Annotated in this window: 21 protein-coding genes; 5 read left to right on the plus strand and 16 right to left on the minus strand. The window is 64.2% G+C overall.

What is annotated here, in order from left to right; genetic code table 11:
- Positions 1–14: 14 nt before the first annotated feature.
- From ahcY to E8Q40_RS03710, 6 genes are all read right to left on the minus strand, one after another.
- The gene (ahcY, locus tag E8Q40_RS03685; RefSeq protein ID WP_137043112.1) at positions 15–1427 is read right to left on the minus strand and encodes an adenosylhomocysteinase; all 1413 of its coding nucleotides are present in this window, start codon (positions 1425–1427) and stop codon (positions 15–17) included.
- Positions 1428–1573: 146 nt separating this feature from the next.
- Positions 1574–1885 carry an HPr family phosphocarrier protein gene (locus E8Q40_RS03690; RefSeq protein ID WP_137043113.1) on the minus strand — a complete coding sequence of 104 codons (312 nt, stop codon included), beginning with the start codon at positions 1883–1885 and terminating at the stop codon, positions 1574–1576.
- Positions 1882–2283 carry a PTS sugar transporter subunit IIA gene (locus E8Q40_RS03695; RefSeq protein ID WP_137043114.1) on the minus strand — a complete coding sequence of 134 codons (402 nt, stop codon included), beginning with the start codon at positions 2281–2283 and terminating at the stop codon, positions 1882–1884. The genes E8Q40_RS03690 and E8Q40_RS03695 overlap by 4 nt, the downstream gene beginning before the upstream one ends.
- Before the next feature lie 256 nt (positions 2284–2539).
- Complete coding sequence (locus E8Q40_RS03700; protein WP_168197694.1) at positions 2540–2986, minus strand: HPr kinase/phosphorylase; 447 nt, start codon at positions 2984–2986, stop codon at positions 2540–2542.
- Positions 2987–2999: 13 nt separating this feature from the next.
- On the minus strand, positions 3000–4709 hold the full coding sequence (locus E8Q40_RS03705; protein ID WP_370455274.1) for a stimulus-sensing domain-containing protein: 1710 nt from the start codon (positions 4707–4709) through the stop codon (positions 3000–3002).
- Between the two features lie 296 nt (positions 4710–5005).
- Positions 5006–5704, minus strand: a complete 699-nt coding sequence (locus tag E8Q40_RS03710) for a response regulator transcription factor (protein ID WP_137043117.1) — start codon at positions 5702–5704, stop codon at positions 5006–5008.
- Between the two features lie 155 nt (positions 5705–5859).
- Here E8Q40_RS03710 and E8Q40_RS03715 point away from each other — a divergent pair, with 155 nt between their 5' ends.
- Together E8Q40_RS03715 and E8Q40_RS03720 are read left to right on the plus strand one after the other, a co-directional pair.
- Positions 5860–6672, plus strand: a complete 813-nt coding sequence (locus E8Q40_RS03715) for a HugZ family protein (RefSeq protein WP_246662991.1) — start codon at positions 5860–5862, stop codon at positions 6670–6672.
- A 258-nt stretch (positions 6673–6930) separates the two neighbouring features.
- On the plus strand, positions 6931–8553 hold the full coding sequence (locus E8Q40_RS03720) for a phosphoenolpyruvate carboxykinase (protein ID WP_137043118.1): 1623 nt from the start codon (positions 6931–6933) through the stop codon (positions 8551–8553).
- 60 nt (positions 8554–8613) lie between these two features.
- Here the strand turns inward: E8Q40_RS03720 and E8Q40_RS03725 are convergent, their stop codons facing one another.
- Positions 8614–9576, minus strand: a complete 963-nt coding sequence (locus tag E8Q40_RS03725) for a homocysteine S-methyltransferase family protein (protein WP_137043119.1) — start codon at positions 9574–9576, stop codon at positions 8614–8616.
- 198 nt (positions 9577–9774) lie between these two features.
- Between E8Q40_RS03725 and E8Q40_RS03730 the strand changes: the two genes are divergently transcribed.
- The gene (locus E8Q40_RS03730; protein WP_137043120.1) at positions 9775–10404 is read left to right on the plus strand and encodes a TetR/AcrR family transcriptional regulator; all 630 of its coding nucleotides are present in this window, start codon (positions 9775–9777) and stop codon (positions 10402–10404) included.
- On the opposite strand, the gene E8Q40_RS03735 is transcribed toward E8Q40_RS03730, so the two are convergent.
- From E8Q40_RS03735 to E8Q40_RS03760, 6 genes are all read right to left on the minus strand, one after another.
- The gene (locus E8Q40_RS03735; RefSeq protein WP_137043121.1) at positions 10401–10655 is read right to left on the minus strand and encodes a hypothetical protein; all 255 of its coding nucleotides are present in this window, start codon (positions 10653–10655) and stop codon (positions 10401–10403) included. The two genes, E8Q40_RS03730 and E8Q40_RS03735, sit on opposite strands and share 4 nt — an antisense overlap.
- A 64-nt stretch (positions 10656–10719) precedes the next feature.
- On the minus strand, positions 10720–11562 hold the full coding sequence (locus tag E8Q40_RS03740; RefSeq protein ID WP_246662992.1) for a DUF1989 domain-containing protein: 843 nt from the start codon (positions 11560–11562) through the stop codon (positions 10720–10722).
- 9 nt (positions 11563–11571) lie between these two features.
- Positions 11572–12534 carry an alpha/beta hydrolase gene (locus tag E8Q40_RS03745; RefSeq protein ID WP_137043122.1) on the minus strand — a complete coding sequence of 321 codons (963 nt, stop codon included), beginning with the start codon at positions 12532–12534 and terminating at the stop codon, positions 11572–11574.
- A 64-nt stretch (positions 12535–12598) separates the two neighbouring features.
- The gene (locus tag E8Q40_RS03750; protein WP_137043123.1) at positions 12599–13600 is read right to left on the minus strand and encodes a 4-hydroxyproline epimerase; all 1002 of its coding nucleotides are present in this window, start codon (positions 13598–13600) and stop codon (positions 12599–12601) included.
- Positions 13601–13689: 89 nt separating this feature from the next.
- Entirely contained in the window at positions 13690–15234 is a 1545-nt protein-coding gene (locus E8Q40_RS03755) for a lytic murein transglycosylase (RefSeq protein ID WP_137043124.1), read from the minus strand.
- Positions 15235–15389: 155 nt separating this feature from the next.
- Positions 15390–16154 (minus strand): DUF2865 domain-containing protein, encoded by a 765-nt coding sequence (locus tag E8Q40_RS03760; protein ID WP_137043125.1) that lies wholly within the window; start codon positions 16152–16154, stop codon positions 15390–15392.
- Between the two features lie 183 nt (positions 16155–16337).
- On the opposite strand from E8Q40_RS03760, the gene E8Q40_RS03765 reads away from it, so the two are divergent.
- Complete coding sequence (locus tag E8Q40_RS03765; RefSeq protein WP_137043126.1) at positions 16338–17756, plus strand: patatin-like phospholipase family protein; 1419 nt, start codon at positions 16338–16340, stop codon at positions 17754–17756.
- A 60-nt stretch (positions 17757–17816) separates the two neighbouring features.
- Here the strand turns inward: E8Q40_RS03765 and E8Q40_RS03770 are convergent, their stop codons facing one another.
- The 3 genes from E8Q40_RS03770 to E8Q40_RS03780 all read right to left on the minus strand — a co-directional run bounded on the left by E8Q40_RS03770 (position 17817) and on the right by E8Q40_RS03780 (position 22718).
- A complete protein-coding gene (locus E8Q40_RS03770) occupies positions 17817–18446 on the minus strand; it encodes a LysE family translocator (protein WP_137043127.1) in 630 nt (209 codons plus the stop codon).
- Positions 18446–21508: a DNA polymerase I gene (gene polA / locus E8Q40_RS03775; RefSeq protein WP_137043128.1), complete on the minus strand. Its 3063-nt coding sequence runs from the start codon at positions 21506–21508 to the stop codon at positions 18446–18448. Before polA ends, E8Q40_RS03770 begins: the two co-directional genes overlap by 1 nt.
- A 151-nt stretch (positions 21509–21659) precedes the next feature.
- Positions 21660–22718: an acyltransferase family protein gene (locus tag E8Q40_RS03780; protein ID WP_137043129.1), complete on the minus strand. Its 1059-nt coding sequence runs from the start codon at positions 22716–22718 to the stop codon at positions 21660–21662.
- Positions 22719–22899: 181 nt separating this feature from the next.
- Between E8Q40_RS03780 and E8Q40_RS03785 the strand changes: the two genes are divergently transcribed.
- Positions 22900–24225: a UDP-glucose/GDP-mannose dehydrogenase family protein gene (locus tag E8Q40_RS03785; RefSeq protein WP_137043130.1), complete on the plus strand. Its 1326-nt coding sequence runs from the start codon at positions 22900–22902 to the stop codon at positions 24223–24225.
- Positions 24226–24354 lie beyond the last annotated feature (129 nt).

Genomic DNA, 24354 nt, shown 5'->3' on the forward strand with positions numbered 1-24354 from the left:
GACGGCGTACGTGCTCAGTAACGATAGTGATCGCTCTTGAACGGGCCTTCCGGCTTCACGCCGATATAGCTCGCTTGATCCGGCCGCAGCTTCGATAGCTTGGCGCCGATCTTGGCGAGATGCAGCATCGCCACCTTCTCGTCGAGCGCCTTCGGCAGCACATAGACTTCCTTCTTGTACTTGCCGTCCTTGTTGTTGGCGAAGAGTTCAATCTGCGCCAAAGTCTGGTTGGTGAAGGACGCCGACATCACGAAGCTCGGATGCCCCATGGCGTTGCCGAGGTTCACCAGGCGGCCTTCCGACAACAGGATGATGCGGTGGCCATCAGGGAAGGTGATCTCGTCCACCTGCGGCTTGATGTTGTCCCACTTCAGGTTCTTGAGACCGGCGACCTGAATCTCGTTGTCGAAGTGGCCGATGTTGCAGACGATGGCGCGATCCTTCATCGCCCGCATGTGATCGAGGGTGATGATGTCCTTGTTGCCGGTCGCCGTGACGAAGATGTCGGCGCGCGGCGCGGCTTCTTCCATGGTCACGACTTCATAGCCTTCCATCGCCGCCTGCAGGGCGCAGATCGGATCGATTTCCGAAACCATGACGCGGCAGCCAGCCTGGCGCAGCGAGGCGGCCGAACCCTTGCCGACGTCGCCGAAGCCGGCGACCATCGCGATCTTGCCCGACATCATGACGTCGGTGCCGCGGCGGATGCCGTCAACCAGCGATTCACGGCAGCCATAGAGATTGTCGAACTTCGACTTGGTCACCGAGTCGTTGACGTTGATGGCCGGCCACAGCAGCGTGCCGGCTTTCTGCATGTCGTAGAGACGGTGCACGCCGGTGGTGGTCTCTTCCGAGACGCCCTTGATCGAGTCGGCGAGCGCCTGGAAGTAGCCCTTCGGTTTCTCCTTGAGCTGCTTCTTGAGCAGCGCGAAGAACACTTCCTCTTCTTCCGAACCCGGCTTGTCGAGGAACGCGGTGTCGCCCTTCTCGGCCTTGAGACCAAGGTGGACGTACATCGTGGCGTCGCCGCCGTCATCGAGGATCATGTTCGGGTAGCCGCCGCCGTGCCAGTCGAACAGCTTGGCGGTGTAGTCCCAGTAGTCCTTCAGCGTCTCGCCCTTGACGGCGAAGACGGGAACGCCGGCGGCGGCGATGGCGGCGGCGGCGTGATCCTGGGTCGAATAGATATTGCACGAGACCCAGCGCACGTCGGCGCCGAGCGCGACCAGGGTCTCGATTAGCACGCCAGTCTGGATCGTCATGTGCAGCGAGCCGGCGATGCGCGCGCCCTTGAGCGGCTGCTTCGGCCCGTACTCTTCGCGGGTCGCCATCAGGCCCGGCATTTCGGTCTCGGCCAGCGAGAGCTCCTTGCGGCCGAAATCGGCGAGGCCGATGTCCTTGACGATGTATTCACTGGCAATAGGCATGCGCGATCCTTCCCGGGCGGGTTTTGTGGAATGGCGTGCCTATAACAGGCCCCGGGAGGGGCTGCAATGCATATATAAAGATTTCTTTATGTTCTTGCCGAGGGGTAACCCGCAGACCTTAACCCGCCTTCAGGCGGGGTAGCAGCTTACTCCTCTTCGCCGAACCGGTCGGAGACGAGGGCGCAGAGGTCGTCGACCGCTGCTTTGGCGTCCTTGCCCGTGGCCTTGATGGTGATCTTCGAGCCGGGGCCGGCGGCGAGCATCATCAGCCCCATGATCGAGGTGCCGCCGACGGTTTCGCCGCGGCAGGTGACGATGATGGCGGCGTCGTATTTCTCGGCATGCTGCACGAATTTGGCGGACGCCCGGGCGTGCAGGCCCTTCTTGTTGACGATCTCCACGTCGCGGCTGACGCCAGCGCCGTGGGGGTCGGGAGCGTCGCTGCGCGGCAGCGTCATTTGCCGTTCAGCACCCGGCTGGCGATGGTGCAGTACTTGCGACCGGCCTCCTGGGCGGCGGCGACCGCGTCTTCAAGCGGCGAGGTCTCGCGCACTTTGGCCAGCTTGATCAGCATCGGCAGATTGATACCGGCCAGCACCTCGACTTTGGGCTGGCTCATCACCGAAATGGCCAGATTGGACGGCGTGCCGCCGAACATGTCGGTGAGGATGGCGACGCCCTCGCCGGAATCGACGCGTTTGACCGCGTCGAGAATGTTCATGCGACACTGCTCGGCGTCATCGTCGGGGCCGATGGTCACGGCCTCGATCTGGGTTTGCGGACCCACCACATGCTCAAGCGCCGAGCGAAACTCGGTGGCGAGCCGCCCGTGGGTCACTAATACGAGGCCGATCATTCCGAACTCCTCGCGGGCGCCTTGTTGTTGTTGCGCCGCACGATTGGGGGCGCATTGAGGCGCATCCGAAGCCCCGTTGCAAGGGCTTGACTTGCTATATAGGCGGTCTGCTGCAACGCGGGAAGGCGATGTCAAAGCGCGCTCTATCTGGGGTTTTGGCCGCCGGAGGCTACCTCCGGCATGGTTAATTTTCCTTAACGAAACGAGGCGCGACGAGGTACTCCAGTCGCGATTCCGGGTCAATTCCCACCCGGTACTATCCCCCGGCCAGGGGGGCCGACGTCATATATGAAACGACCAGGGGCAGCGGATCCGTCTCCGGTGCGACGGCAAGCCGCGGTAAAATCAACCCGGAAATGGCGGTTTGGGACGCTTCCCGCGACGGCAGCCGCTCGGCGTCGGCAGCGTCCAGGTCGACTACCAGGCCGATCGTTGCGACAGGCTCGTAGGGCAGGCGCCGGATGCCGAGGCCGCGGACCTCGATCAGCCCGGCCAGATTAGGGGCCGGCCGTACCAGCAGGCGACCATTGCAGGCCTCCACGAGGACGCGGTCGTCGCCGACCAGCCGGGAGAAGCGCAGCAGGCCCTGGGCCTGCGCATTGATCAGCGCGAAGGCGAGCCTCGATTTGCCGGCGCCGGAGGCGCCGCGGATCAGCACGGCGGTGGCGTCGATCAGGACCGCGGAAGCGTGGGTGGTGGTCAAATGACCAAACTCCTTACTTCCCCGGTAACCGCACAACAAACCGCGCGCCGAGGACGCGAGGTTCGTCCTCGCCGGTGTCACGGTTTTTCTGCGTGCCGGTACCGATGCGATTCTCGGCGCGGATCGAGCCGCCATGGGCCTCGACGATCTGCCTGGAGATCGACAGGCCGAGGCCGGAATTCTGGCCGAAACCCTGATGCGGACGGTCGGTGTAGAAGCGCTCGAACACCTTGTCCAAAGCGTCGGGCCGGATGCCGGGGCCGTCATCATCGACGATAATCTCGATGTCGGACTTCAACTTGCGGCAGGTCACGCGCACGGTACCGCCGTCGGGCGAGAACGAGCGCGCATTGTCGATGAGGTTCGACACCACCTGACCGAGGCGCGAGTCGTGGCCGGGCGCCTTGAACTGCGACGGCTGACCGCCTTCGAAGGTCAGCGTCACCTTCACGTTGTTGGAGCGCACCTCGTTGGCGGTCGAAACCAGCGCATCGAGTAGCCGCGCAAGGTCGACGATCGCCACTTCCTGGCGCTGCAATTCGGCGTCGAGCCGGCTTGCGTCGGAGATGTCGGTGATGAGGCGGTTGAGACGCTTGACGTCGTGCTGGATGACTTCGAGCAACCGCGCGCGGTTGGCATCGGTTTTTGCCATCGGCAGCGTCTCGACCGCGGAGCGCAACGACGTCAGTGGGTTCTTCAGTTCATGCGAAACGTCGGCGGCGAAGCTTTCGATGGCCTCGATGCGGCTGTACAGCGCGTTGGTCATGTCGCGCAAAGCGCCGGACAGTTCGCCGATCTCGTCGTGGCGGCCGGTGAAGTCGGGAATCTCGACGCGAGTCTTGATGCGCCGGCGCACGCGCTCGGCGGCATCGGCGAGGCGCCGCACCGGACCGGCGATGGTGCCGGCCAGCAGGATCGACAGCACCACCATCACGCCGGCGGCGACGAGGAACACCTTGACGATGGCGAGCCGCTCGGCCTCCACCATGTCGTCGATGTCGGCACCTTGCGTGGAAAGCATCAACGCGCCGCGCACGGCGCGGAAACGTTGCACCGGCACGGCGACGGAAACGATGACTTCGCCGCGGTCATTGACGCGCACTTCGCTGGCATGCAGGCCGGTTAGCGCCTGCCGAACTTCGCCATAGCCTTTGCCGTTCTCGGGACCGAGTTCGCGATAGAGCGGCAGGTCGCCGCGGCCGAGCCAGCGGCGAATGGCGATATAGCTGCGCTCCACCAGACCGGCCTGTTCCGCGGTCGGCGAGGGCAGGTCGAAACGCAGGACGTCGCCGCGGCCATAGAGATTGCGGCTGTCGAGAATGAGCACGCCCTCACGGTCGTAGATGCGGGCGCGCGTCTTGGTCGGCGAGACGAGGCGGCGCAGCACCGGGGCGACACGCTCGGGGTTGATCGGGAATTCGATGCCGGACAGGGCGTCGTCCGGCGGGCCGTAGCTTTCGCCGGCCTGCAGTTCGAGCAGGCGATCGGGGTCGATGGTGACGGCGTCGCTTTCGACCGTGGCCGAGGCGGCAATGGCGCCGGCGATGATCTCGCCCTGCACCAGAAGGCTCTGCACGCGCGCGTCGATCAGGCCGGCACGGAACTGCGACAGGTACATCACGCCGAACAGCAGCGCGCAGAGACCGGCGAGGTTGAGGAAGACGATACGGCGGGTGAGGCTGGAAAAGCTCAGCGTGACGAAGAACGACCAGGCCGAACCGATGAGGCGGCGCAGGCTCCAGTCGCGGCTCGTCGCCGCGGCCGCCGGCGTGTCGCCTTCAGTCGCCGCTTCGGCTTCGCGTGCCTGCTGCTCTGCGGTTCGATCGAGCACGATGAATGGTCCAGCCCGTCACTCGCGAATGCGATGTTAGCCGAAGCATTGGCTTCGCGCACAGCGCGCTCCCTCTCCCCGTTGGGGAGAGGGTTGGGGTGAGGGGGCAAGTGAGCCGATGGTTTGTAACCCCTCACCCGGCACGCTCGCGCGTGCCGACCTCTCCCCATGGGAGAGGTGAAGAAAGTTCATTCCTTGAAGCGATAGCCGACGCCGTAGAGCGTCTCGATCATCTCGAAGTCGTCGTCGACCTGCTTGAACTTCTTGCGTAGGCGCTTGATGTGGCTGTCGATGGTGCGGTCGTCGACATAGACCTGGTCGTCGTAAGCCGCGTCCATCAGCGCATTGCGGCTCTTCACCACGCCGGGGCGGGTGGCGAGCGCCTGGAGGATGAGGAATTCGGTGACGGTGAGCGTGACCGGCTCGCCCTTCCAGGTGCAGGTGTGGCGCTCCGGGTCCATGCGCAGCAGGCCGCGCTCGAGCACCTTGGTGGTGTCGACTTCCTTGGGCGCTGCGCCGTCCTTCGGCGTGGCGCGGCGGAGCACCGCCTTGACACGCTCGACCAAGAGGCGCTGCGAGAACGGTTTGCGGATGAAGTCGTCGGCGCCCATCTTGAGGCCGAACAGTTCATCGATCTCCTCATCCTTAGAGGTGAGGAAGATCACGGGAACGTCGGACTTCTGCCGCAGGCGGCGCAACGTCTCCATGCCGTCCATACGCGGCATCTTGATATCGAGGATGGCGAGGTCCGGCGGCGAAGTCTTGAACCCATCGATGGCGGAGGCGCCGTCGGTATAGGTCATGATCCGATAGCCTTCGGCCTCGAGTGCCATGGACACCGAGGTCAGGATATTGCGGTCATCGTCCACGAGCGCGATGGTTGGCATGAAAGCCCCTTCTGACGTGTCGTCCCGCGCGATTTGAAGCCTGCAAACGGGGTTCGAATTGTGGCCTCTTTGCAACAACTATGTGATTCTGGGTCGAATTCAAGGGCAATTGGCCGGAAAACGGCCCTGTTTTCAATGCGAGAGACCGAACGATCATGACCGAACGACCCGGCGCCCTTCCCGGTTCCAATGCCCTTCCAGGGACCATGCCCGACCGCTTGCCGGAAAGCGCCGCGCCACCAGCCGATTTCGAGCCGCGGACGGTCGCCCGGGACCTGTTGCGGCGAATTCGTTCGGGAACACTGGCCACTTTGGACCGCAATACCGGGCACCCTTTCGCCTCCCTGGTCAACATCGGAACCGATGCCGACGGCGCGCCGGTGATCCTGGTTTCGCGGCTGTCGACCCATACCGCCAATCTGGAGATCGACGGCCGGGCCTCGGTCATGTTGGCGGAGACGGGCAAGGGCGACGCGCTCGCCCATCCCCGCCTGACCGTGCTCGGGCAATTTATTCTGATACCGCGCGACGCCGCAGACGAAGCGCGGCTGCGCCGGCGTTTCCTGACGCATCATCCGAAATCGCAGCTTTATGCCGGGTTCGGCGACTTTGCGTTCTGGCGGATGAATGTCGTGTCGGCGCATTTGAATGGCGGCTTCGCCCGCGCCGCCGATCTGACAGCCGATGACGTGCTGACCGACATCGCCGACGCCCGCGAACTCATCGATGCCGAAGAAGGCGCGGTCGCGCACATGAACGAAGATCACGGCGCCGCGCTCAATCTGTACGCCGTGAAGCTGTGCGGCGCGCCGGATGGCGTCTGGCGCTGCACCGGCATCGACCCTGACGGCATTGATCTGCAGAACGGTCCGCTGTCGCTGCGGCTGCCGTTTCCGCAACGGGTGACCAGCCCAGGCGCGCTGCGCATGGCTTTGAAGGAACTGGCCGAGAAGGCGCGTGCAATGTGAACGGCTTGCCGCCCTGCATCATTGATCAGTCATCATATGACTCATCAAGATTCGTGAAACCCGCAAGCCGCCGGCGGCGTTAAGTCATTGATGCAGTGCAATGCCGGGCGTTCATAATGCATGGCATTTGATCTTGGCATTCACGGCGCTGATGACTATGGTCGCGCGCCTTCAGCCGAGGCTTCGATCAAAGTCTCAAAAGGAATTCGGCCATAGCGGCCGCGGCGGTGCTTTTTCCGCCGGACTGGGAGAGCAAGCGTGCAGGAAACGGGTGTACGGAACGCCGCATACGGCGCCGACAAATTCGGTTTTACCGATCTCAAAGGCGTCAACTGGAATTTGACCGAGCCCAAGCTCTACGAACACGCCCTTCTTAACGGCGAAGCCCAGATCGTCGCCGGCGGCGCGCTCTGCGCCGAAACCGGCCACCACACCGGCCGCAGCCCCAAGGACAAGCACACGGTCGAGGACGATCTCACGCGTGACACCGTCTGGTGGGACGGCAACCGCAAAATGTCGAAGGAGAACTTCGACAATCTGCTCGCCGACTTCCAGGCGCACTGCAAGGGCAAGACCCTGTTCGCGCAGGATCTGCTCGGCGGCGCCGATCCGACCCATCAGATCAAGGTGCGCGTTTTTACCGAACTCGCCTGGCACTCGCTGTTCATCCGCCAGCTTCTCATTCGCCCGGAGCGTTCGGCTCTCGCCAAATACGTGCCGGAAATGACCATCGTCGACCTGCCGTCGTTCAAGCCGGACGCCAAGCGTCACGGCGGCCGCGACGGCTCCGACACCATGGTGGCGATCGATTTCACCCGCAAGATCGTGCTGATCTGCGGCTCGTCCTACGCCGGCGAAATGAAGAAGTCGGTGTTCACCACCCTGAACTTCTATCTGCCGGCCAAGAACGTGGTGCCGATGCACTGCTCGGCCAACGTTTCGAAGGACGGCAAGGAGAGCGCGCTGTTCTTCGGCCTGTCCGGCACCGGCAAGACCACTTTGTCGGCCGACCCGAACCGCATCCTGATCGGCGACGATGAGACCGGCTGGGGTGAGGACGGCATCTTCAATTTCGAAGGCGGCTGCTACGCCAAGTGCATCAAGCTCAGCCAGGAAGCCGAGCCGATGATATGGGACGCCACCAACCGTTTCGGTTCGGTACTCGAAAACGTCGTGTTCGATCCGGATACGCGCGTGCCGGATTACGACGATGGCTCCAAGACTGAGAATACCCGCTCGGCCTATCCGCTCGACTTCATCCCGAACGCCTCGCGCACCGGCCGCGCCTCGCACCCGAAGAACATCATCTTCCTCACCGCCGACGCTTACGGCGTGATGCCGCCGGTCGCCAAGCTGACGCCCGAGCAGGCGATGTATCACTTCCTGTCGGGCTACACCGCGAAGGTTGCCGGCACCGAGAAGGGTCTCGTTGGCGTGCAGCCGGAATTCTCGACCTGCTTCGGTTCGCCGTTCCTGCCGCGGCATCCGTCGGTCTATGCCGACCTGCTGAAGGAATACATCAACGAGCACAATGTCGATGTCTGGCTGGTGAACTCCGGCTGGACCGGCGGCATTTACGGCGTCGGCCGCCGTATGCCGATCAAGGCGACGCGCACTCTGGTGACCGCGGCGCTCAACGGCTCGCTGAAGGATGCCGACTTCCGCACCGACCCGTATTTCGGCTTCTCGGTGCCGACTTCGGTACCGGGCGTTGAGCCGCACCTGCTGAACCCGTTCAAGACGTGGAAAGACAAGGCCGCGTTTGACAAGACCGCGCGCGAGCTGGTCGGCATGTTCCAGAAGAACTTCGAGAAGTACGAGAGCCACGTCTCGCCGGATATCCGCGCCGCTGCGCCGGAAGTGAAGATCGCGGCGGAGTAAGCAGCCTCACCGAATGAGTTGAAAGGGGCGGCCGATGAGGCCGCCCTTTTGTTTTGTGCGCTACGCCGCCATGGCCTCGCAGGCGAAGGCGATCTGCTCGACGTGGCGATGATCGGTGCCGCAGCAGCCGCCGAGCACGCAGGCGCGCGGCAACAGGCGGCGCAGCTCGGCATGCTGGACGCCGAACTCCAGCGGATCGCCGGCGTCGAGCTCAGTCGAGGCGTCGAGTTCGGCGTGGCTCTTGCGCGAGGCATTGCCGCGCAGGCCACCGATGCGGCCGATCCAGGCTTCGCCGGTCGCCACCGCGTCGCGGAAATGCGTCGGGTGGGCGCAGTTGATCATGTAGTAGACCGGATAGGCGCCAGTCTCACGGTCGACCGTCATGATCGCGTCCTTCAGCGTCTCGCCGGTCGGCAGCTTGCCATCGGTCTCCACCGTGAACGAGATCACCACCGGCATGGCGTGCGCCTGCGCCGCGCGGGCGATGCCGATCGCCTCGTCGATATAGTTCATGGTGAAAGCAGAGACGAGGTCGGCCTGCGTGCCGGCGAACACGCCGATCTGCTCGCCGTGATAATCCTGCGCCTCGCGCGCGCTCATTTTGCGGCTCGGGTCATAACCGTCGCCGCGCGGGCCGATATTGTCGGAAATGACGAAAGGCTGCGACGGCGTCTCGAACTCATCGCGCAGTTCGGCCATCAGCGCGACCGCGGCGCGGTTGGCGTCCGCAAGCTCCGCCGCCGAAATGCCGAGCTTGCCGGCCCAGTCGCGATTGGCGCGCCAGGTCGGCGTCTCCAGCACGAAGCCGAAGCCGCCGCGCTTGGCGATCTTCGCATGGCGCGCATAATAGTCGCGCACGCGCGCAATGCCGTCCTGCGACTGGAGCAAGGTGAACGAGGCGAAACACGGCAGATCGAGGCCGTCGTGGAAAATCAAGGTTGTTTCCATGCCGCTATCGGTCAGAAAAATCTGCCCCGAATTGAGCGGCAGGCGGCCGCGATATTTGGCCTTTAATGAAGCCATGGGTGTCTCCTGTTTGTTCTGGAATTCGCGTTTGTTCGTGGAGCGTCGAACTAGAACGACCGGGCAATGCCATCCAGCCCACTGGTGGTGCGGTCGCCGCATCGGCGGAAAGGTCTGAAAATACAGATGTTTCAGCGCGGGTCGGCGTAGCGACAAGCTTGCGCGCGCATGTCAACTGGACTTCTGGTACACTAAAATATGCTCGAGAAGGCACGCCGTAAGGGTGACGACACCCGCGAACAGATACTCTCGGTAGCCGAGGCCGCGGTGCTCGCAAAGGGATTCGCCGGCACCTCGATCGACGAGATCATTGCGGCGGTCGGCATCACCAAGAGCGGCTTCTTCTATCACTTCAAGGACAAGACCGAACTCGCCAAGGGCATGATGCTGCGCTACCTCGAGCACGACCGGCAGGTGCTCGACGATATATTCCGGCGCGGCGACGAACTGCATGGCGATGCGCTGCATGGTTTTCTGGTCGGCCTCAAATTGTTCGCGGAAATGTTCGAGAAGCTGCCCGAGGCCCATCCTGGGTGCCTCGCCGCGTCGTTCGCCTATCAGGACCAGTTGTTTAGTCGCGACATCCGCGCGCTCAACGCCGAGGGCATTCTGGCCTGGCGCCAGCGCTTCCGCGAGCGGTTCGATTTGATTGCCAAAACCTATCCGCCGCGGCAGGACGTCGATTTCGATGCGCTCGCCGACATGGCGGCGACCTTGGTCGAAGGCGGGTTGGTGGTGGGGCGGATGCTCAACGACCCGCACATCCTGCCGCGGCAGATCATGCTCTACCGCGACTATGTGCAGACGATTTTTCTCGGACGGAATTAGCGATCGAGTGCGAACCGGGCGAGAAGCGCGGATTTGCGATAGCGCAGCCGGTAGAGCGGCGAGGTTCGCAAATCGCGGATCAGCGCCATGGTCCGCGCGCTCTCTTCGCGCAGTTTCTGGAGCGAGCGATCCAAGGCGATGCGGACCGTCTCGTGGCAGACGGCGATGGCCGCCGCGCTGTCCACGCGCTTAAGGAGTTCGTTCCGGCGGGTGAGGCTGGGTGCGCTTCGGTTCGGCTCGGAAGCTGACATGGCTGCTCTCCGGGGTCGAAGAGCAGTGTCGAGCCGGCATGGTTAATAATTTCTTACCGGCCAATCAGGCGCCATGCGTCCGCGGATAGGCATTGCGCGGCGGCGATTGCCAGCCGGCGAGGGCGCCCTCGGCGGGCTTCAACACCTCGACCTTGAGCGGAAAGCACTGGGCGACGTCGCTCGAATGCTCGGCGCCGCAATCGCCGCCGGGGCAGGCCGACAAGGCGCCGAGCAGGTCGATCTCGGCGAAGAACTCGATGAAATCGCCCGGCCGCACCGGGCTCGCTTTCATGAAATACTGATGCGTGTCCCTGGTGAAGCCGGTGCACATGAAGACGTTGAGCACGTCGTGCACATGCATCTCGGCCTCGCGCACGTCCATGCCGCGCGCGGCCGCCAAGGCGCGCGTCAGGTTGGAATGGCAGCAGTGGTGATATTCGCCGCCGGACAGCAGCCGGTGGGTGTAGGGATCGCAGCGCGTGCCGATGACGTCGTGCACGCCGCCGCCGTCGGCGTCGAAGCCGTACCAGCCGAGAGAGTCATAGGTGATGGTGGCAAGCGGCCGCAAATTCGGCAGCGTGCTCCACAGCCGGTTGCCAGTGGTGACGTGGGTCGCGTGCAGCGCGCGAGTCTTGCCACTGAAGAAGCGCTCCGACAAGTCGTGCGCGTTCCACAGATTGAGGTCGCCGACCTGCGGACCCTCAATGGAGATGATGCGAAAGAAGTGTCCGGCCGGCACCTCGAAAGCTCGGGCATCGCGCGGCGGCACGATGGTCTCGAAAACCTTCTCCAACGTATCGCGGGCGCGCCCCAGCATAGCCATATCCGGCGGCGGCAGGGTCTCGACCGGATAGCAGACGACCGCAGGCTTGGCGCGTCGGGCTGCGGCGTCGGCGGGCTCGATCAAGTCGCCCTCCTACCCGTGTGCTTCCATGAACGCCGCGATGTCGGCTACGGCGTCGAGCGATTTCGGCAGCAGCTTCGGCCGCGACACGAAGCCGTGCATCTGGCCGGGGAAGCGCTTCACCGTCACCGCCACGCCTTCCGACTGGAGCCGCGCGGCGTAGGCCTCGCCCTCGTCGTAGAGCGGGTCGAAGCCGGCGAGGATCACCAGCGCCGGCGGCAGGCCCTTGAGGCTTTGAGCGAACAATGGCGAGCAGCGCCAGTCGCGGCGCTGGGCGACGTCCGGCACATATTTGCCGATGAAGTCGCGCATGCCGCCATTGGTCAGGGCCACGCCCTTCTCGAAGCGTTCGTCATAGGCGAAGGTCAGGTCGGCAATCGGATAGGTGAGAATTTGCGCGCGTAACTTCACCTTGGCATCGTCGCGCAGTGCGAGCGCGACGACGGCGGCGAGATTGCCGCCGGCGCTGTCGCCGCCGACAAAGATGCGCGCCGGGTCGACATTCAGCATCCCTGCGTTGGCGGCGACCCATTGCGTCGCGGTGACGGCATCGTCGAACGCCGCCGGAAAGCGGTGTTCCGGCGCGAGGCGATAATCGACGCTGACCACGGCGCAGTTGGCGGCATTGGCGACGGCGCGGCAGAGCCAATCATGGCTGTCGAGATCGCCGATCACCCATCCGCCGCCGTGGAAATAAACCTGCACGGGCAGCGCTTCATCGGGAAAAGTGCGGACGCCGCGATAATAGCGCACCTGGATTGAACCGCCTTTCCCGGGGACGGAATACTCGCGCGTCATCGCCACATGCGGCAGGTCGGGCTGGTTGAACGGCCGCGCCCGGCGCATGCCCTCGCGCGCCATCTCCGGGGTCGGCGGCGTCGTGGGTGGAGGCGGCTGCAAGGCCATGTAGGCACTGGATTCCGGATCCATGTCGCCGAGCGATGCGCGGAACGGGGCGGCGGTAGCAGCAGTCATAGGCAAATCCTGATTTCGCGAGTGCGACAGAGCGTGGCGCCGGGACGCGGTTTGGGCGGCGCGGTCAGGCCACTTGGAAGCCGTGGGCGAGCGGGTCGCGATCGTCGACGAAGATCGTGTTGTGGCCAATGACCTGGGCCCAGCCGGCGACGCTGGGGCGGATGGCGCGGTGATTGCCGACCGTGGCCTCGGCTTCAACGCGGCAATCGAACATCGTGCCGATGATGCTCTCGTGGATGAACTCCTGGCCGGTCTTCAGTTTCCCTTTGCCGGCGAGCTGCGCCATGCGTGCCGACGAGCCAGTGCCGCAAGGCGAGCGGTCGATGGCCTTGTCGCCATAGAACACGGCGTTGCGGGCATGGGCGCGCGCTTGGCGCGGTTTGTCGGTCCACTGCACATGGGTGACGTCGCGAATGCGCGAATCCTCGGGATGCACCGGCGCGACCTTCTCCTGCGCCAGTTTGCGGACGATGGGCGACAGACGCTGGATCTCGCTGACCGGCATGCCGTCGAGGCCGGACCAGTTCGCCTGCGGCTCAATGATGGCGTAGTAGTTGCCGCCGTAAGCAACGTCGAGCTTGATGCGCCCCAACGTCGGCACGTCGATTTCGACATCGGTGGCGTGCAGATAGCTGGCAATGTTGAACAGGCGCACCTGATCGACGAAACGGCCGTTCTGCGTGTATTCGATGGCGACACGGCCGGCCGGCGCTTCGATGGCCAGCTTGCCCGGTTCGCGCGGCGTAACGAGGCCTTCCTCGATCGCCACCGTCACGGTGCCGATGGTGCCGTGGCCGCACATCGGCAGACAGCCCGACACTTCGATGTACAAGACGCCGACGTCGCAGTCGTCGCGCGTCGAGGGATAGAGGATCGAGCCGGACATGACATCGTGGCCGCGCGGCTCGAACATCAGCGCGCGCCGCACCCAGTCGTGGTCGCGAATGAAGATCTCGCGCTTGTCGAGCATCGGCACATGCGGCAGCAGCGGCCCGCCGCCGGCGACGACGCGCACCGGATTGCCGCAGGTGTGGGCGTCGATGCAGAAGAAGGTATTACGCGCCATTATCGAACTCCGCTTGACGTGCTTAGTCTAAGCGGTGAGGCGTCCGCCTGTCTCGGCAGAAAAATACGGCACGGATCAGCATTGCGCTGTCAGCAACGGCGATATTCGCGGGCTTTTTCCGGCGACATGCGCAAGGTGAGGCAGCCCTGCACGGTCCACACCCGCACGGTGATCTTCTCGCGCGGCGGCGGGGCAATCGCGGCCGGCCGCGGGGCCTGCTCGAAGGTGGCGGCGCGGCTCGGCTTCGGCCGCGGCGTTTCGGCCTCCGGCTGGACAGGGGCGCTCGCCACCGGCGCGGCCGTGACGGGCGCTGGCGCCGCTGTGGGGCGGGCTACGGCCTTGGATTCGGTTCCGGGCTGCCGGGCGAGCGGCGCCACCGGGGCGGGATTTCGCTCGCTCTGCAGGCGTGCGATCAATTCTTCGGTTGGCCATGCGTCGGCCGGCATGCCGTATTTGACCTGCATGGTGGCGACCGCCTTGCGCGTGCCGGCACCGAGGCGGCCGTCGACCTCGCCGACATCGAGCCCGCGCTTGGCGAGCTGGCGCTGCAATTCCATCATCTGTTCGGTGGTGATCGGCTTGATGTCGCGCGCGCCGGATTCATTGACCGGCGGCGCGCCGCCGAGGCGCGTGGCGAAATAGGCGACCGTGGTGGCGTAGACGAAGGACGCGTTCCAGTCGGTGAAGACGTGGAAGTTCTGATAGCTGAGGAACGCAGGACCCTTGCGGCCCATCGGCAGGATCAGCGAGGCCGGCATGTTGTCGCGCGGTAGCGGCGCGCCATGCGCGGCCTTCACACCCCACGCGACCCATTGCGAGCGCGGATGTTGCGTGTCGATGTCGGCTTCCTGCCACGGCATTTCGTCCGGCACCGTGACTTCCTGCAGCCACGGCTCGCCGCGGCGCCAGCCGATCGAGTGCAAATAATTCGCCGCCGAAGCCAGAGTATCGGCCGTGCTGTTGACCAGGTCGCGGTGGCCGTCGCCGTCGAAATCGACGCCGTACTTGATGTAATTCGATGGCGTGAACTGCATGCCGCCGAATTCGCCGGCCCAGTTGCCGGTCATCTGATCGACGGTCTTGTCGCCGCGCTGGATGATCTTGAGCGCGTCGATCAGTTCTTCGCGGAATTTGTCGCCGCGCCGGCAGTCATAGGCGAGGGTGGTCAGTGCCGGCAGGATTTTGAACTTGCCGAACAGCGCGCCGTAATCGCTCTCGAGGCCCCACACCGCGGTGATGACTTCGGCCGGCACGCCGTAGGTCTTCTCAATGCGATTGAACAGGGCACGATGCTCCTGGATCTTCGCCAGGCCATTTGGAATGCGCTTGCCGCCGAGCAGCCGATTCGAGAACTGGATGAAGGTGAGCTGGAAAACGCCTTGACCGGAATCGCGCTTGATGACCGATTCATCGAAGAACATTTCGGGCGAGGCGGCATTCAGCGTCTCGCGCGAGATGCCATGCGCCAGCGCGTCCTTCTTGAAGTCGGCGAGCCACTTGCTGAAGTCGTGGGTGTTGACGCAGCGAGGCGCGGCCTGCGCGGTGCCGGTGGCGCCAAAGGCCGTAAGAGCAAAGGTGGCCGCCAAGACCAGCGCCATTCGCCGCATCATTGCCTGTCCGCTGTTGATGATCATTGGGCCCCGAATCTTCCCATATGGCGGCCCAGGTCAAGGCCGCGTGCGGAACGGCGTTAAGGACCATTTTGGGGCAAAAGATGGTGTCCGCCTAAGTGCCGAAAGGCTTAATCCTTAAATTTCAGGCCTCGGGCCGGAAATCCGAGCGGATGGGCTCAACGGCGCAGCGGCGGCACTTCGGCGCGGGCATCAAGCGCGGCCTTCGGGATCGACGAGGTGATGTCGCCCGGCACCAGCGTCGGCGCCGCGATCTTGGTGTCGCTGAGCTTGTCGCGCACGGCCTGGGACAGACCGTTGTAGTTCTGGATCGGCGTGAAGTTGGCGGCGACATTGGTGCGGTCGCCACCTTTGCCGGTAAAGGCAAGCAGGCCGGTTTCGGTGGCGACGATGTCACCGGGCCGCAAGGTCGGATCCGTCCTGGCGTCGATATGGGCGAGGCCGAACGGCGTGCGGCCGTTGCAGGTACAGTTCGAGGCGATTTTCTTGCGATAGGCGTAGGCGTTCGGCATGTCGGCGTAGCGGCTGCCGTCGCTCGCGGTCGCATAATCGATTTCGCTGCCCGTGAAGAGCTTGGTCTGAGTGGCCGGGCAGAACGACCGGCAGGCTTCCGCCGCGCTCATGCCGTTATGCGAAAGCACCGGGAAGTAATGACCGTCGCAGGAGCGCACGCAGAACGCCTTGGCGGGACCGCTATTCGTCGGGCGCACGCGGGTGTCCTGGCTGGCGCCGAGATGATCGATCAGGCTGGTGACGGGATCGCTGACCGCGGCGGCGGGGCCTTCGATAGCGCGGCCGATGCCGCCGAACAGCCGTTCGAAAAAGCCGGCCGAAGCGGGTTGCGGTAGCGCCAGCACGACAAGAGCCAATGCTCCGGTCGGGACAATCGCCCGAAACGCCAGCTTTTTACCGGCAACCGCCATGACAAACCCGCATTGGCCTCATTTCGACGCCACGACAACGTTTCACCGGGGCGAAGGTTGCGGGTCGGGCGCCTCAAAGCCGCGCCGCCACTTAAGCGTGCCGGGGTAAAGGCCCGGTTATTGAGGGGATGAATCCGCGCCGTGTGCGCTATGCTACGGTGCCATATGACAAAGTCGGGCCGAATGGTGTCGGGTTCTTTTCAGCGCGGCGCACGGGTCGCGACCGTCGGCGTGCTTCTGGCATTGACGCTCGGCGGTTGCGCCAGCGTCTATAACCAGCCGTTGAATGCGCCGACAGCGAACCCGGTCGGCGGCCTCATCCGGCCGGCCGGCGCCGCCGAAGCTGCCATTCCCGCCCGCAGCGTGAGCGGGGACACAGTCATCGGTCTTGCCTTCTCCGGCGGCGGTACGCGCGCCGCGGCCTTTGCCTATGGCGTGCTCGAGCGCATGGGCAAATACCAGACCCGCCGGCAGGGCCCGCTGCTCGATCAAGTCGGATTGGTCTCCGGCGTGTCCGGCGGAGCGATCATGGCGGCCTATTACGGTCTCAAGGGTCCGGCGTCGCTGCGCGATTTCCGCGCTCGCTATCTGACACAGGATCTGATGGCGCAACTCGACACCAGCTTCAGCCTCGGAAACATCTCCCGTGCGCTCGGCGGCGGCGTCAACACCGACAACAAACTGCGCGACTGGTTCAACGCCAATTTGTTTCACGACGCGACCTTCGGCGATCTCGGCGGCCGCCGCCCGGTGACGCTGATCAACGCCACCGACATCTACAGCCGCACGCCGTTCCTGTTCTCGCCGCCGACCTTTGCTGCGGCGTGTAGCGACATCACGCAATATCCGCTCGCGGCGGCGGTGGCGGCGTCGGCGGCGGTGCCGGGCGCTTTCGCGCCGGTAGTGATCGAAACCTATCCCGACCGGTGCCGGACGCCGTTGCCCGCGTGGGTTACGGCCGCGGCCGCCAATCCGAATGCGTCGCCGCAATTGCAGGCCTATGCCCGCGCCATGACCGACATCCGCAGCGGGCGGGTCAAATACGTCAAGCTGTTCGACGGCGGGCTGATCGACAATTACGGATTGTCGGGCATCACCATCATGCGGGCCGGGCAATCGACGCCTTACGGCCCGCTGCGTCCGGATGAGGCGATCAATCTGCGTCGTATGATGTTTCTCGTCGTCGATGCCGGGCAGGGGCCGAAAGGCGACTGGTCGACGACACTCGAAGGGCCGTCTGGTAAGGAACTGGTCGGTGCCGTCGTCGATGTGCTGGTCGATTCGAATGCGCGGGCGAGCTACACCGCATTTGAAGAGACGATGAAGGCCTGGCGCGAGTCGATCGTGAAGTGGCGCTGCGGACTTAACGCGGGCGAGGCCGCGCGCCTGCGCGGCAAGAGCGGGTCGTGGAATTGCCGCGACCTCAAATTCACCATCGCGCGCATTTCGTTCGACCAACTGGGGCCGGAACGCGCCAAGGTGCTCAATGCCGTGCCGACGAGCTTCACGCTGCCGGCCGAAAGCATCGATACGCTGACGCAGGCCGGCGGCGATGCGCTCGACGGCAATGCGGCGTTTCAGGCCTTCCTGCGCGATATGTGAGCGGTTCGTTTTGACGCGTTTTCTTCACGCGAACCGGTTTCCACTTCGCTCGAAAACGCTCTACCGCCGCTCTTCCAGCACCATGCGCACCGCGAGCGCGCCGAGCACGGTACCCATCAGCCAGCGCTGCGCCAGCAGCCAGAGCGGCCGCGCGGCGAGGAAGGTGGCGATCGATCCGGCGGCGATGGCGATCATGGAATTGACGGTGACGCTGACCGCGATCTGCACTGCGCCGAGCACGATCGACTGCGTCAGCACGCTCTGCGCCGGGTCGATGAACTGCGGCAGCAGCGCAAGATAGAGCATCGCGATCTTCGGATTGAGCAGATTGGTGAGGAAGCCCATGAGGAACAGCCGCCGTGGGCTGTCGACCGGCAGCTTGTGCACCTGGAACGGCGATTTACCGCCCGGCTTCAGCGCCTGCCACGCGAGCCACGCGAGATAGGCCGCGCCGGCCAGGCGCAGCGCGTCATAGGCATAGGGCACGGCAAAGATCAGCGCGGTGATGCCGAAGGCGGCGCACAGCATGTAGAAGACGAAGCCGAGCGCGACGCCGGCCAGCGACACCAGCCCCGCCCCCGCGCCCTGCGTGATCGAGCGCGAGATCAGGTAGATCATGTTCGGCCCGGGCGTCAGCACCATGGCCAGCGCGACGGCGGCGAAAGCAATCAGCGTCGCTCCGTTGGGCATCAATGCGCCTCGTCCCAGTTGTCCGCCGCGCGCGCCTCGACCTGCAACGGCACGTTCATCGCTACCGCCGGATGCGGCGCGCTCTCCATGACGTCCTTGATGATCGGCAGCGTGTCGGCGACTTCCTTCTCGGGCACCTCGAAGATCAGTTCGTCGTGCACCTGCAGCAGCATCTTGGCGTTGAGCTTGGCCAAAGCGAGTTCGCCCTCCATGCGCATCATGGCGCGGCGGATGATGTCGGCGGCCGACCCCTGCAAGCGCGCATTGATGGCGGCGCGCTCGTTGAAGGCGCGCAGCGACGGGTTCGATGCCTTGATGTCCGGGTAGTGGCACTTGCGGCCGAACAAAGTGAGCACATAGCCGTGGATGCGGCAGTACTCTTTGGTCTCATCCATATAGTCGCGGATGCCGGGGAAGCGTTCGAAATACTTCTTGATGTACTCGCCGGCTTCGCTGCGCTCGATGCCAAGCTGGTTGGCCAAGCCGAACGCCGAGATGCCGTAGATGATGCCGAAGTTGATGGCCTTCGCCCGGCGGCGCACTTCGCCGGGCATGTCTTTCACCGGCACGCCGAACATTTCCGATGCCGTCATCGCATGAATATCGATGCCGTCCTTGAAGGCCTGCCGCAACGTCGGCACGTTGGCGACCTCGGCGAGCAGGCGGAGTTCGATTTGAGAGTAGTCGGCCGACACCAGTTTCATGCCCGGCGCGGCGACGAAGGCCTTGCGGATCTTGCGGCCTTCCTCGGTGCGGATCGGGATGTTCTGCAAATTCGGCTCGGACGATGACAGGCGTCCGGTCGAGGTGGCGGCGAGCGCATATGAAGTGTGCACGCGGCCGGTGTTCGGATTGACGTAGTTCGGCAGCGCCTCGGTGTAGGTCGAGCGCAGCTTGGACACCTGGCGCCAGTCGAGAATGACCTGCGGCAGCTTGTGGCCCTGCTCGGCGAGTTCTTCGAGTTCGCGCGCGGTGGTCGACCACTGGCCGGTCTTGGTCTTAGAGCCGCCGGGCAGGCCGAGCTGGCCGAACAGGATGTCGCCGAGCTGCTTGGGCGAGCCGGGGTTCACCGGCGTGCCGGCGATCTTGTTGATTTCTTCCTCGAGCGCGGCCTGCTTCTTGCCGAAGTCGTTGGACAGTTTTGCCAGCACCGCGCGGTCGATGGAAATGCCGCGGCTTTCCATGCGGCCGAGCACGGCCGGCATCTGCCGCTCCAAGGTCTCATAGACGGCGGTGACGTGTTCGGCGGCCATGCGCGGCTTGAGGCCATGCCACAGGCGCAGGATGATGTCGGCGTCCTCGGCGGCGTAGGTCGCTATGCGGCCGATCGGCGTCGCCTCCGGCGTGAACAGGGCTTTCTCCTTGTTCTTGGCCTCGTTGAAGCGCGACGGCATGCGGTCGAGATAGCGGCTACCGAGCGCTGCCGTATCGTGTCCGCCCTTGCCGGCATCGAGCACGTAGGAGATTAGCATCACGTCGTCGGTGACGCCGAGATCAATACCGCGGGCGCCGAGCACCAGCCGGTCGCGCTTGATGTCATGGCCGATCTTGGTGACGCAGTTGTCTTCCAGCAGCGGCTTGAGGATATCGAGCGCGGTGCGTTCGGGAATCTGGCCGTCGCTGAGCTTGGCGGCGAACAGGCCGGACTGGTCGCCTTCGCCGGCATCGCGATGGCCGAGCGGCAGATAGAACGCCTCATTGGGTGCGACGGCGAAGGCAAGGCCGCAGAGCGAGGCCTGCAACGGATCGAGAGCGCTGGTCTCGGTCTTGATGGCCAGCGTGCCGGTGTCGAGGGCGCGCACGATCAGCGCCTTGAGCGCATCGACCGAGTCGATGACGTGGTACTTGCCCATGTCGAAGGTCGCGTTGCGCAGCCGCTCGAGACGGCGGGCAGCGAGGAAAATGGGGGTTTGCTCGCTTATCCCTCCCACCGCAGGGGGGAGGGTGGCCGCCGCAGGCGGCCGGGTGGGGGGCGTGTCGAACAAGTCCCCACCCGGCGCCGCTGGCGCGGCGCCACCCTCCCCGTTCCGGGGAGGGATGGAAGAGAGCTTGCCGTCAGCCTCGATCTTCGAGGCATCAATGCCCGTCTTCTCGGCGATACGGCGGGTGATGGTGGAGAACTCCATCGCCTTGAGAAAAGCGATAAGGTTCTTGTAGTCCGGCTCGTGCACGGCGAGTTCGGCGACATCGGTGTCGAGCGGAACATTCTGGTCGAGCGTAACCAGCCGCTTGGAAATGCGCGCCTGCTCGGCGAACTGGATGATGTTCTCGCGGCGCTTGGCCTGCTTGATCTCAGAAGCGCGCGCCAGCAGCGTTTCGAGGTCGCCATACTGGCCGATCAGTTCGGCGGCGGTTTTCGGGCCGATGCCGGGAACGCCCGGCACGTTGTCGGAGGTGTCGCCGATCAGCGCCTGCGCCTCGATCACCTTTTCCGGCGGCACGCCGAATTTCTCGATCACCTCGGCCACGCCGATGCGCTTGTCCTTCATCGTGTCGTACATCGTCACGCCATTGCCGACGAGCTGCATCAGATCCTTGTCGGAGGAGACGATGGTGGTGGTTGCGCCGGCCTCGCAGGCGAGCCGCGCATAGGTGGCGATCAGGTCGTCGGCCTCGTAGCCGGCCTGTTCGAGGCAGGGAATCTCGAAAGCGCGCACAGCGTCGCGGATCAGCGGGAATTGCGGCCGCAGGTCTTCCGGCGCTTCCGGGCGGTGCGCCTTGTAGTCGGGATAGAAATCGGTGCGGAAGGTCTTCTCGGATTTGTCGAAGATGACGGCGAGATGCGTCGGCTTGTTGTCGGCCGGCATTTCGGCCAGCAGCTTCCACAGCATGTTGCAGAAGCCGAGCACGGCATTGACCTGCAGGCCGTCGGACTTGCGGGTCAGGGGCGGCAGCGCGTGATAGGCGCGGAAAATGTAGCCCGAACCGTCGACCAGGAAAACGTGGTCGCCCTTTTTCAGCGGCCGTGCGGCCGGGCTTGTCGGCGCGGCGTCGGCTTTGGCCGCCGCCTTCGGTTTGGCGGCAGATTTCGGGGCGGATTTTGATGTCTTGGATGTCGGCATGGCCCGAATGTGGGCCGCCGGAGCGCGATTATCAATCGTTGTCGTCATCGCCCGCGTAGGCGGGCGATCCAGTATCCACAAGCCCTGCGGAAGAAGACATGCGCCGGAGATTACTGGATGCCCCGCCTTCGCGGGGCATGACAGTGATGGATTACTCCGCCGGCTGCATGGCCAGGCGCGGTTCCTGCTTTTTCTTGTCCGGAACCAGCCAGAACATGGCCGGCCGTTCGAACAGGAACTTCAGCGGTGTCCAGCGTACCGCCCAGTAGATCGCCAGGGCGCCGATCACGCCGGCGGCGGTCACGATCACCGACTCGGTGCCGATGTCCGTGACGATGCCGGTCTTGAGCAGCACGGTGCGGGTCGCGGCCATCGGCAGGAAGAAGGCGAGATAGATCACGATCGAGTTGCGGCCGCAGTAGCGCAGCGGCTTGAACACATCGTGCTGCGCCAGCAGCGCCGAGATGGTGACCACAGCGACCGCGCCGATGAGGCCGAGCGCCAGCGAATAGAATGGCAGCGATGCGACGCCGGCTTTCACCAGAAGGCCGTTGCCGATACCCCAGATCACCAGGCCGGCCATGGCCAGCGCCGGCGCGGCCTGCGCGCGCGCGGCGATCTCGAAGACGTAACGGGCGGCGACATAGCCGGTGTAGAAATAGACGAAACGCGAGGCGAACTCGTCCGGCACCATCCAGCCGGTATGGATCTGCGAGATTTCCAGCGCCGCACCGATCAGCCAGATCGCCGGCCAGGGCACACGCTTGGTCAGCTTCACGATGATGAAGAAGATCGGCAGCAGATAGATGAACCACAAAGTGCCGAAGGGTTCGATGAAGGACATCAGATAGGCGTGCACCACGCCCATGACACCCTGTTCGGCGATGAAGCCCGGCGCCTTGAAGGCGAACTGGATCGCGGTCCACAGCAGATAGAAATAGAAGAAGTGAACGACCTTGCGGTCGATATAGGTGCGCCAGTCGCGGTCGATGACCTTGGCGAGGAACAGGCCCGAGATCAGGAAGAAGTCCGGCATGCGGAACGGCCGCGCGAATTCCACGACGTGATGCAACCAGCCCTCCTGGCCGGTCGCGGCTTCGACGCCGAGCGTCGAATGCATCATCACGACGAAGATGATGCAGAAGCCTTTGGCGTAGTCGACCCAGTCGACGCGCCCATCGTGGATGCCATTTTGCAATTCGTGCTGCATTTTATCCGTCCTGTTCATGATCGCCTTATGACAGCGCACGGTTTCATTCCCCTTTACGCGCATGAATAAAATGCGGCCGGTTTGAGGCAACTCGCAATCGTGGAAGTGCTCTGCTAGACACCGCGGGTGGCCACGATATCATTTGATTAACCAACGGCGGCCTGATGGGTGTGGTTAAGACATGCGCGTTGCGATGATCGGTTCCGGCTATGTTGGTCTCGTGTCAGGGGCCTGCTTTGCAGACTTCGGTCACGAAGTGACCTGCGTCGATATGGATAAGACCAAGATTGACGCCTTGAATGGCGGGAAAGTGCCGATCTATGAGCCGGGTCTGACCGAGTTGGTGAACGCCAATGTGAAGGCGGGGCGGCTCAAATTTACGATGGACCTCGCCGCCGCTGTCAAACAGGCGGACGCGGTGTTCATCGCCGTCGGTACGCCGTCGCGCCGCGGTGACGGCCATGCCGATTTAACGTTCGTTTACGATGCCGCGAAGGAGATCGCCGCCGCGGTCGACGGCTTCACGGTGGTCGTCACCAAATCGACGGTGCCGGTCGGCACCGGCGACGAGGTTGAGCGCATCATTCGCGAGGCGCGGCAAAATCAGGGGGGCGATGCCGCCGATGTGGCGGTGGTGTCGAATCCGGAATTCCTGCGCGAGGGCGCGGCCATCCAGGACTTCAAGCATCCCGACCGCATTGTCGTCGGCACGGACGACGAGCGCGCGCGGGCGGTGATGACCGAACTCTATCGGCCGCTTTATCTCAACCGCTCGCCGGTGATGTTCACCGGACGGCGCACCGCCGAGCTGATCAAATACGCGGCCAATGCATTTCTGGCCACCAAGATCACTTTCATCAACGAGATTGCCGACCTTGCCGAAAAGGCCGGTGCCGACGTGCAGGAGATCGCGCGCGGCATCGGTCTCGACAACCGCATCGGCTCAAAATTTCTCCACGCCGGGCCGGGCTATGGCGGTTCATGCTTTCCGAAGGATACTTTGGCGCTGCTGAAGACCGGGCTCGATCATGACTCGCCGCTGCGCATCGTCGAGGCCGTGGTGGCGGTGAACGACAATCGCAAGCGGGCTATGGCACGCAAGGTCTCGCATGCCCTGAACGGCGACATTCGTGGCAAGACCGTCGCCGTGCTGGGCCTGACATTCAAGCCGAACACCGACGACATGCGCGAGGCGCCGTCGATTCCGCTGATCGCCGCGCTTCAGGACATGGGCGCGAGCGTGCGCGCCTACGATCCGGTCGGCATGGAGCAGTCGCGCGAGTATCTCAAGAACGTGGCCTTCTGCAACGATCCCTATGACTGCGCGCAGGGCGCTTCGGCGCTCGTGATCGTTACCGAGTGGGAGCAATTCCGCGCGCTCGATTTCGCCCGGCTCAAGGGTGTGATGGCCAAGCCCGTCCTCGTCGACCTGCGCAACATCTACCGCCCCGACGAACTCGCCCGGCATGGCTTTGCCTATGAGGGTGTCGGGCGGGGGAAGAAGTGACCGCCGCCTGCGCCAAATCCACAAGCCGTCATCCCCCGCGCAAGCGGGGGAGCCAGTAGCCCCGGTTTCGCCGTATAAGTGACGCCTGCGAATACTGGATCATCCGCTTTCACGGATGATGACGACTGG

This window comes from Pseudolabrys sp. FHR47 (assembly GCF_005153485.1).
In the GTDB taxonomy this organism is placed as follows: domain Bacteria; phylum Pseudomonadota; class Alphaproteobacteria; order Rhizobiales; family Xanthobacteraceae; genus Pseudolabrys.

What these genes read in the sequence shown, in the direction of transcription:
- ahcY (WP_137043112.1), bottom strand. Translation starts at nt 1,427, where the DNA reads ATGCCTATTGCCAGTGAATACATCGTCAAGGACATCGGCCTCGCCGAT.
- E8Q40_RS03690 (WP_137043113.1), bottom strand. Translation starts at nt 1,885, where the DNA reads ATGACGCTGCCGCGCAGCGACGCTCCCGACCCCCACGGCGCTGGCGTC.
- E8Q40_RS03695 (WP_137043114.1), bottom strand. Translation starts at nt 2,283, where the DNA reads ATGATCGGCCTCGTATTAGTGACCCACGGGCGGCTCGCCACCGAGTTT.
- E8Q40_RS03710 (WP_137043117.1), bottom strand. Translation starts at nt 5,704, where the DNA reads ATGCCAACCATCGCGCTCGTGGACGATGACCGCAATATCCTGACCTCG.
- E8Q40_RS03715 (WP_246662991.1), top strand. Translation starts at nt 5,860, where the DNA reads ATGACCGAACGACCCGGCGCCCTTCCCGGTTCCAATGCCCTTCCAGGG.
- E8Q40_RS03725 (WP_137043119.1), bottom strand. Translation starts at nt 9,576, where the DNA reads ATGGCTTCATTAAAGGCCAAATATCGCGGCCGCCTGCCGCTCAATTCG.
- E8Q40_RS03730 (WP_137043120.1), top strand. Translation starts at nt 9,775, where the DNA reads ATGCTCGAGAAGGCACGCCGTAAGGGTGACGACACCCGCGAACAGATA.
- E8Q40_RS03735 (WP_137043121.1), bottom strand. Translation starts at nt 10,655, where the DNA reads ATGTCAGCTTCCGAGCCGAACCGAAGCGCACCCAGCCTCACCCGCCGG.
- E8Q40_RS03745 (WP_137043122.1), bottom strand. Translation starts at nt 12,534, where the DNA reads ATGACTGCTGCTACCGCCGCCCCGTTCCGCGCATCGCTCGGCGACATG.
- E8Q40_RS03750 (WP_137043123.1), bottom strand. Translation starts at nt 13,600, where the DNA reads ATGGCGCGTAATACCTTCTTCTGCATCGACGCCCACACCTGCGGCAAT.
- E8Q40_RS03755 (WP_137043124.1), bottom strand. Translation starts at nt 15,234, where the DNA reads ATGATCATCAACAGCGGACAGGCAATGATGCGGCGAATGGCGCTGGTC.
- E8Q40_RS03760 (WP_137043125.1), bottom strand. Translation starts at nt 16,154, where the DNA reads ATGGCGGTTGCCGGTAAAAAGCTGGCGTTTCGGGCGATTGTCCCGACC.
- E8Q40_RS03765 (WP_137043126.1), top strand. Translation starts at nt 16,338, where the DNA reads ATGGTGTCGGGTTCTTTTCAGCGCGGCGCACGGGTCGCGACCGTCGGC.
- E8Q40_RS03770 (WP_137043127.1), bottom strand. Translation starts at nt 18,446, where the DNA reads ATGCCCAACGGAGCGACGCTGATTGCTTTCGCCGCCGTCGCGCTGGCC.
- polA (WP_137043128.1), bottom strand. Translation starts at nt 21,508, where the DNA reads ATGCCGACATCCAAGACATCAAAATCCGCCCCGAAATCTGCCGCCAAA.
- E8Q40_RS03780 (WP_137043129.1), bottom strand. Translation starts at nt 22,718, where the DNA reads ATGCAGCACGAATTGCAAAATGGCATCCACGATGGGCGCGTCGACTGG.
- E8Q40_RS03785 (WP_137043130.1), top strand. Translation starts at nt 22,900, where the DNA reads ATGCGCGTTGCGATGATCGGTTCCGGCTATGTTGGTCTCGTGTCAGGG.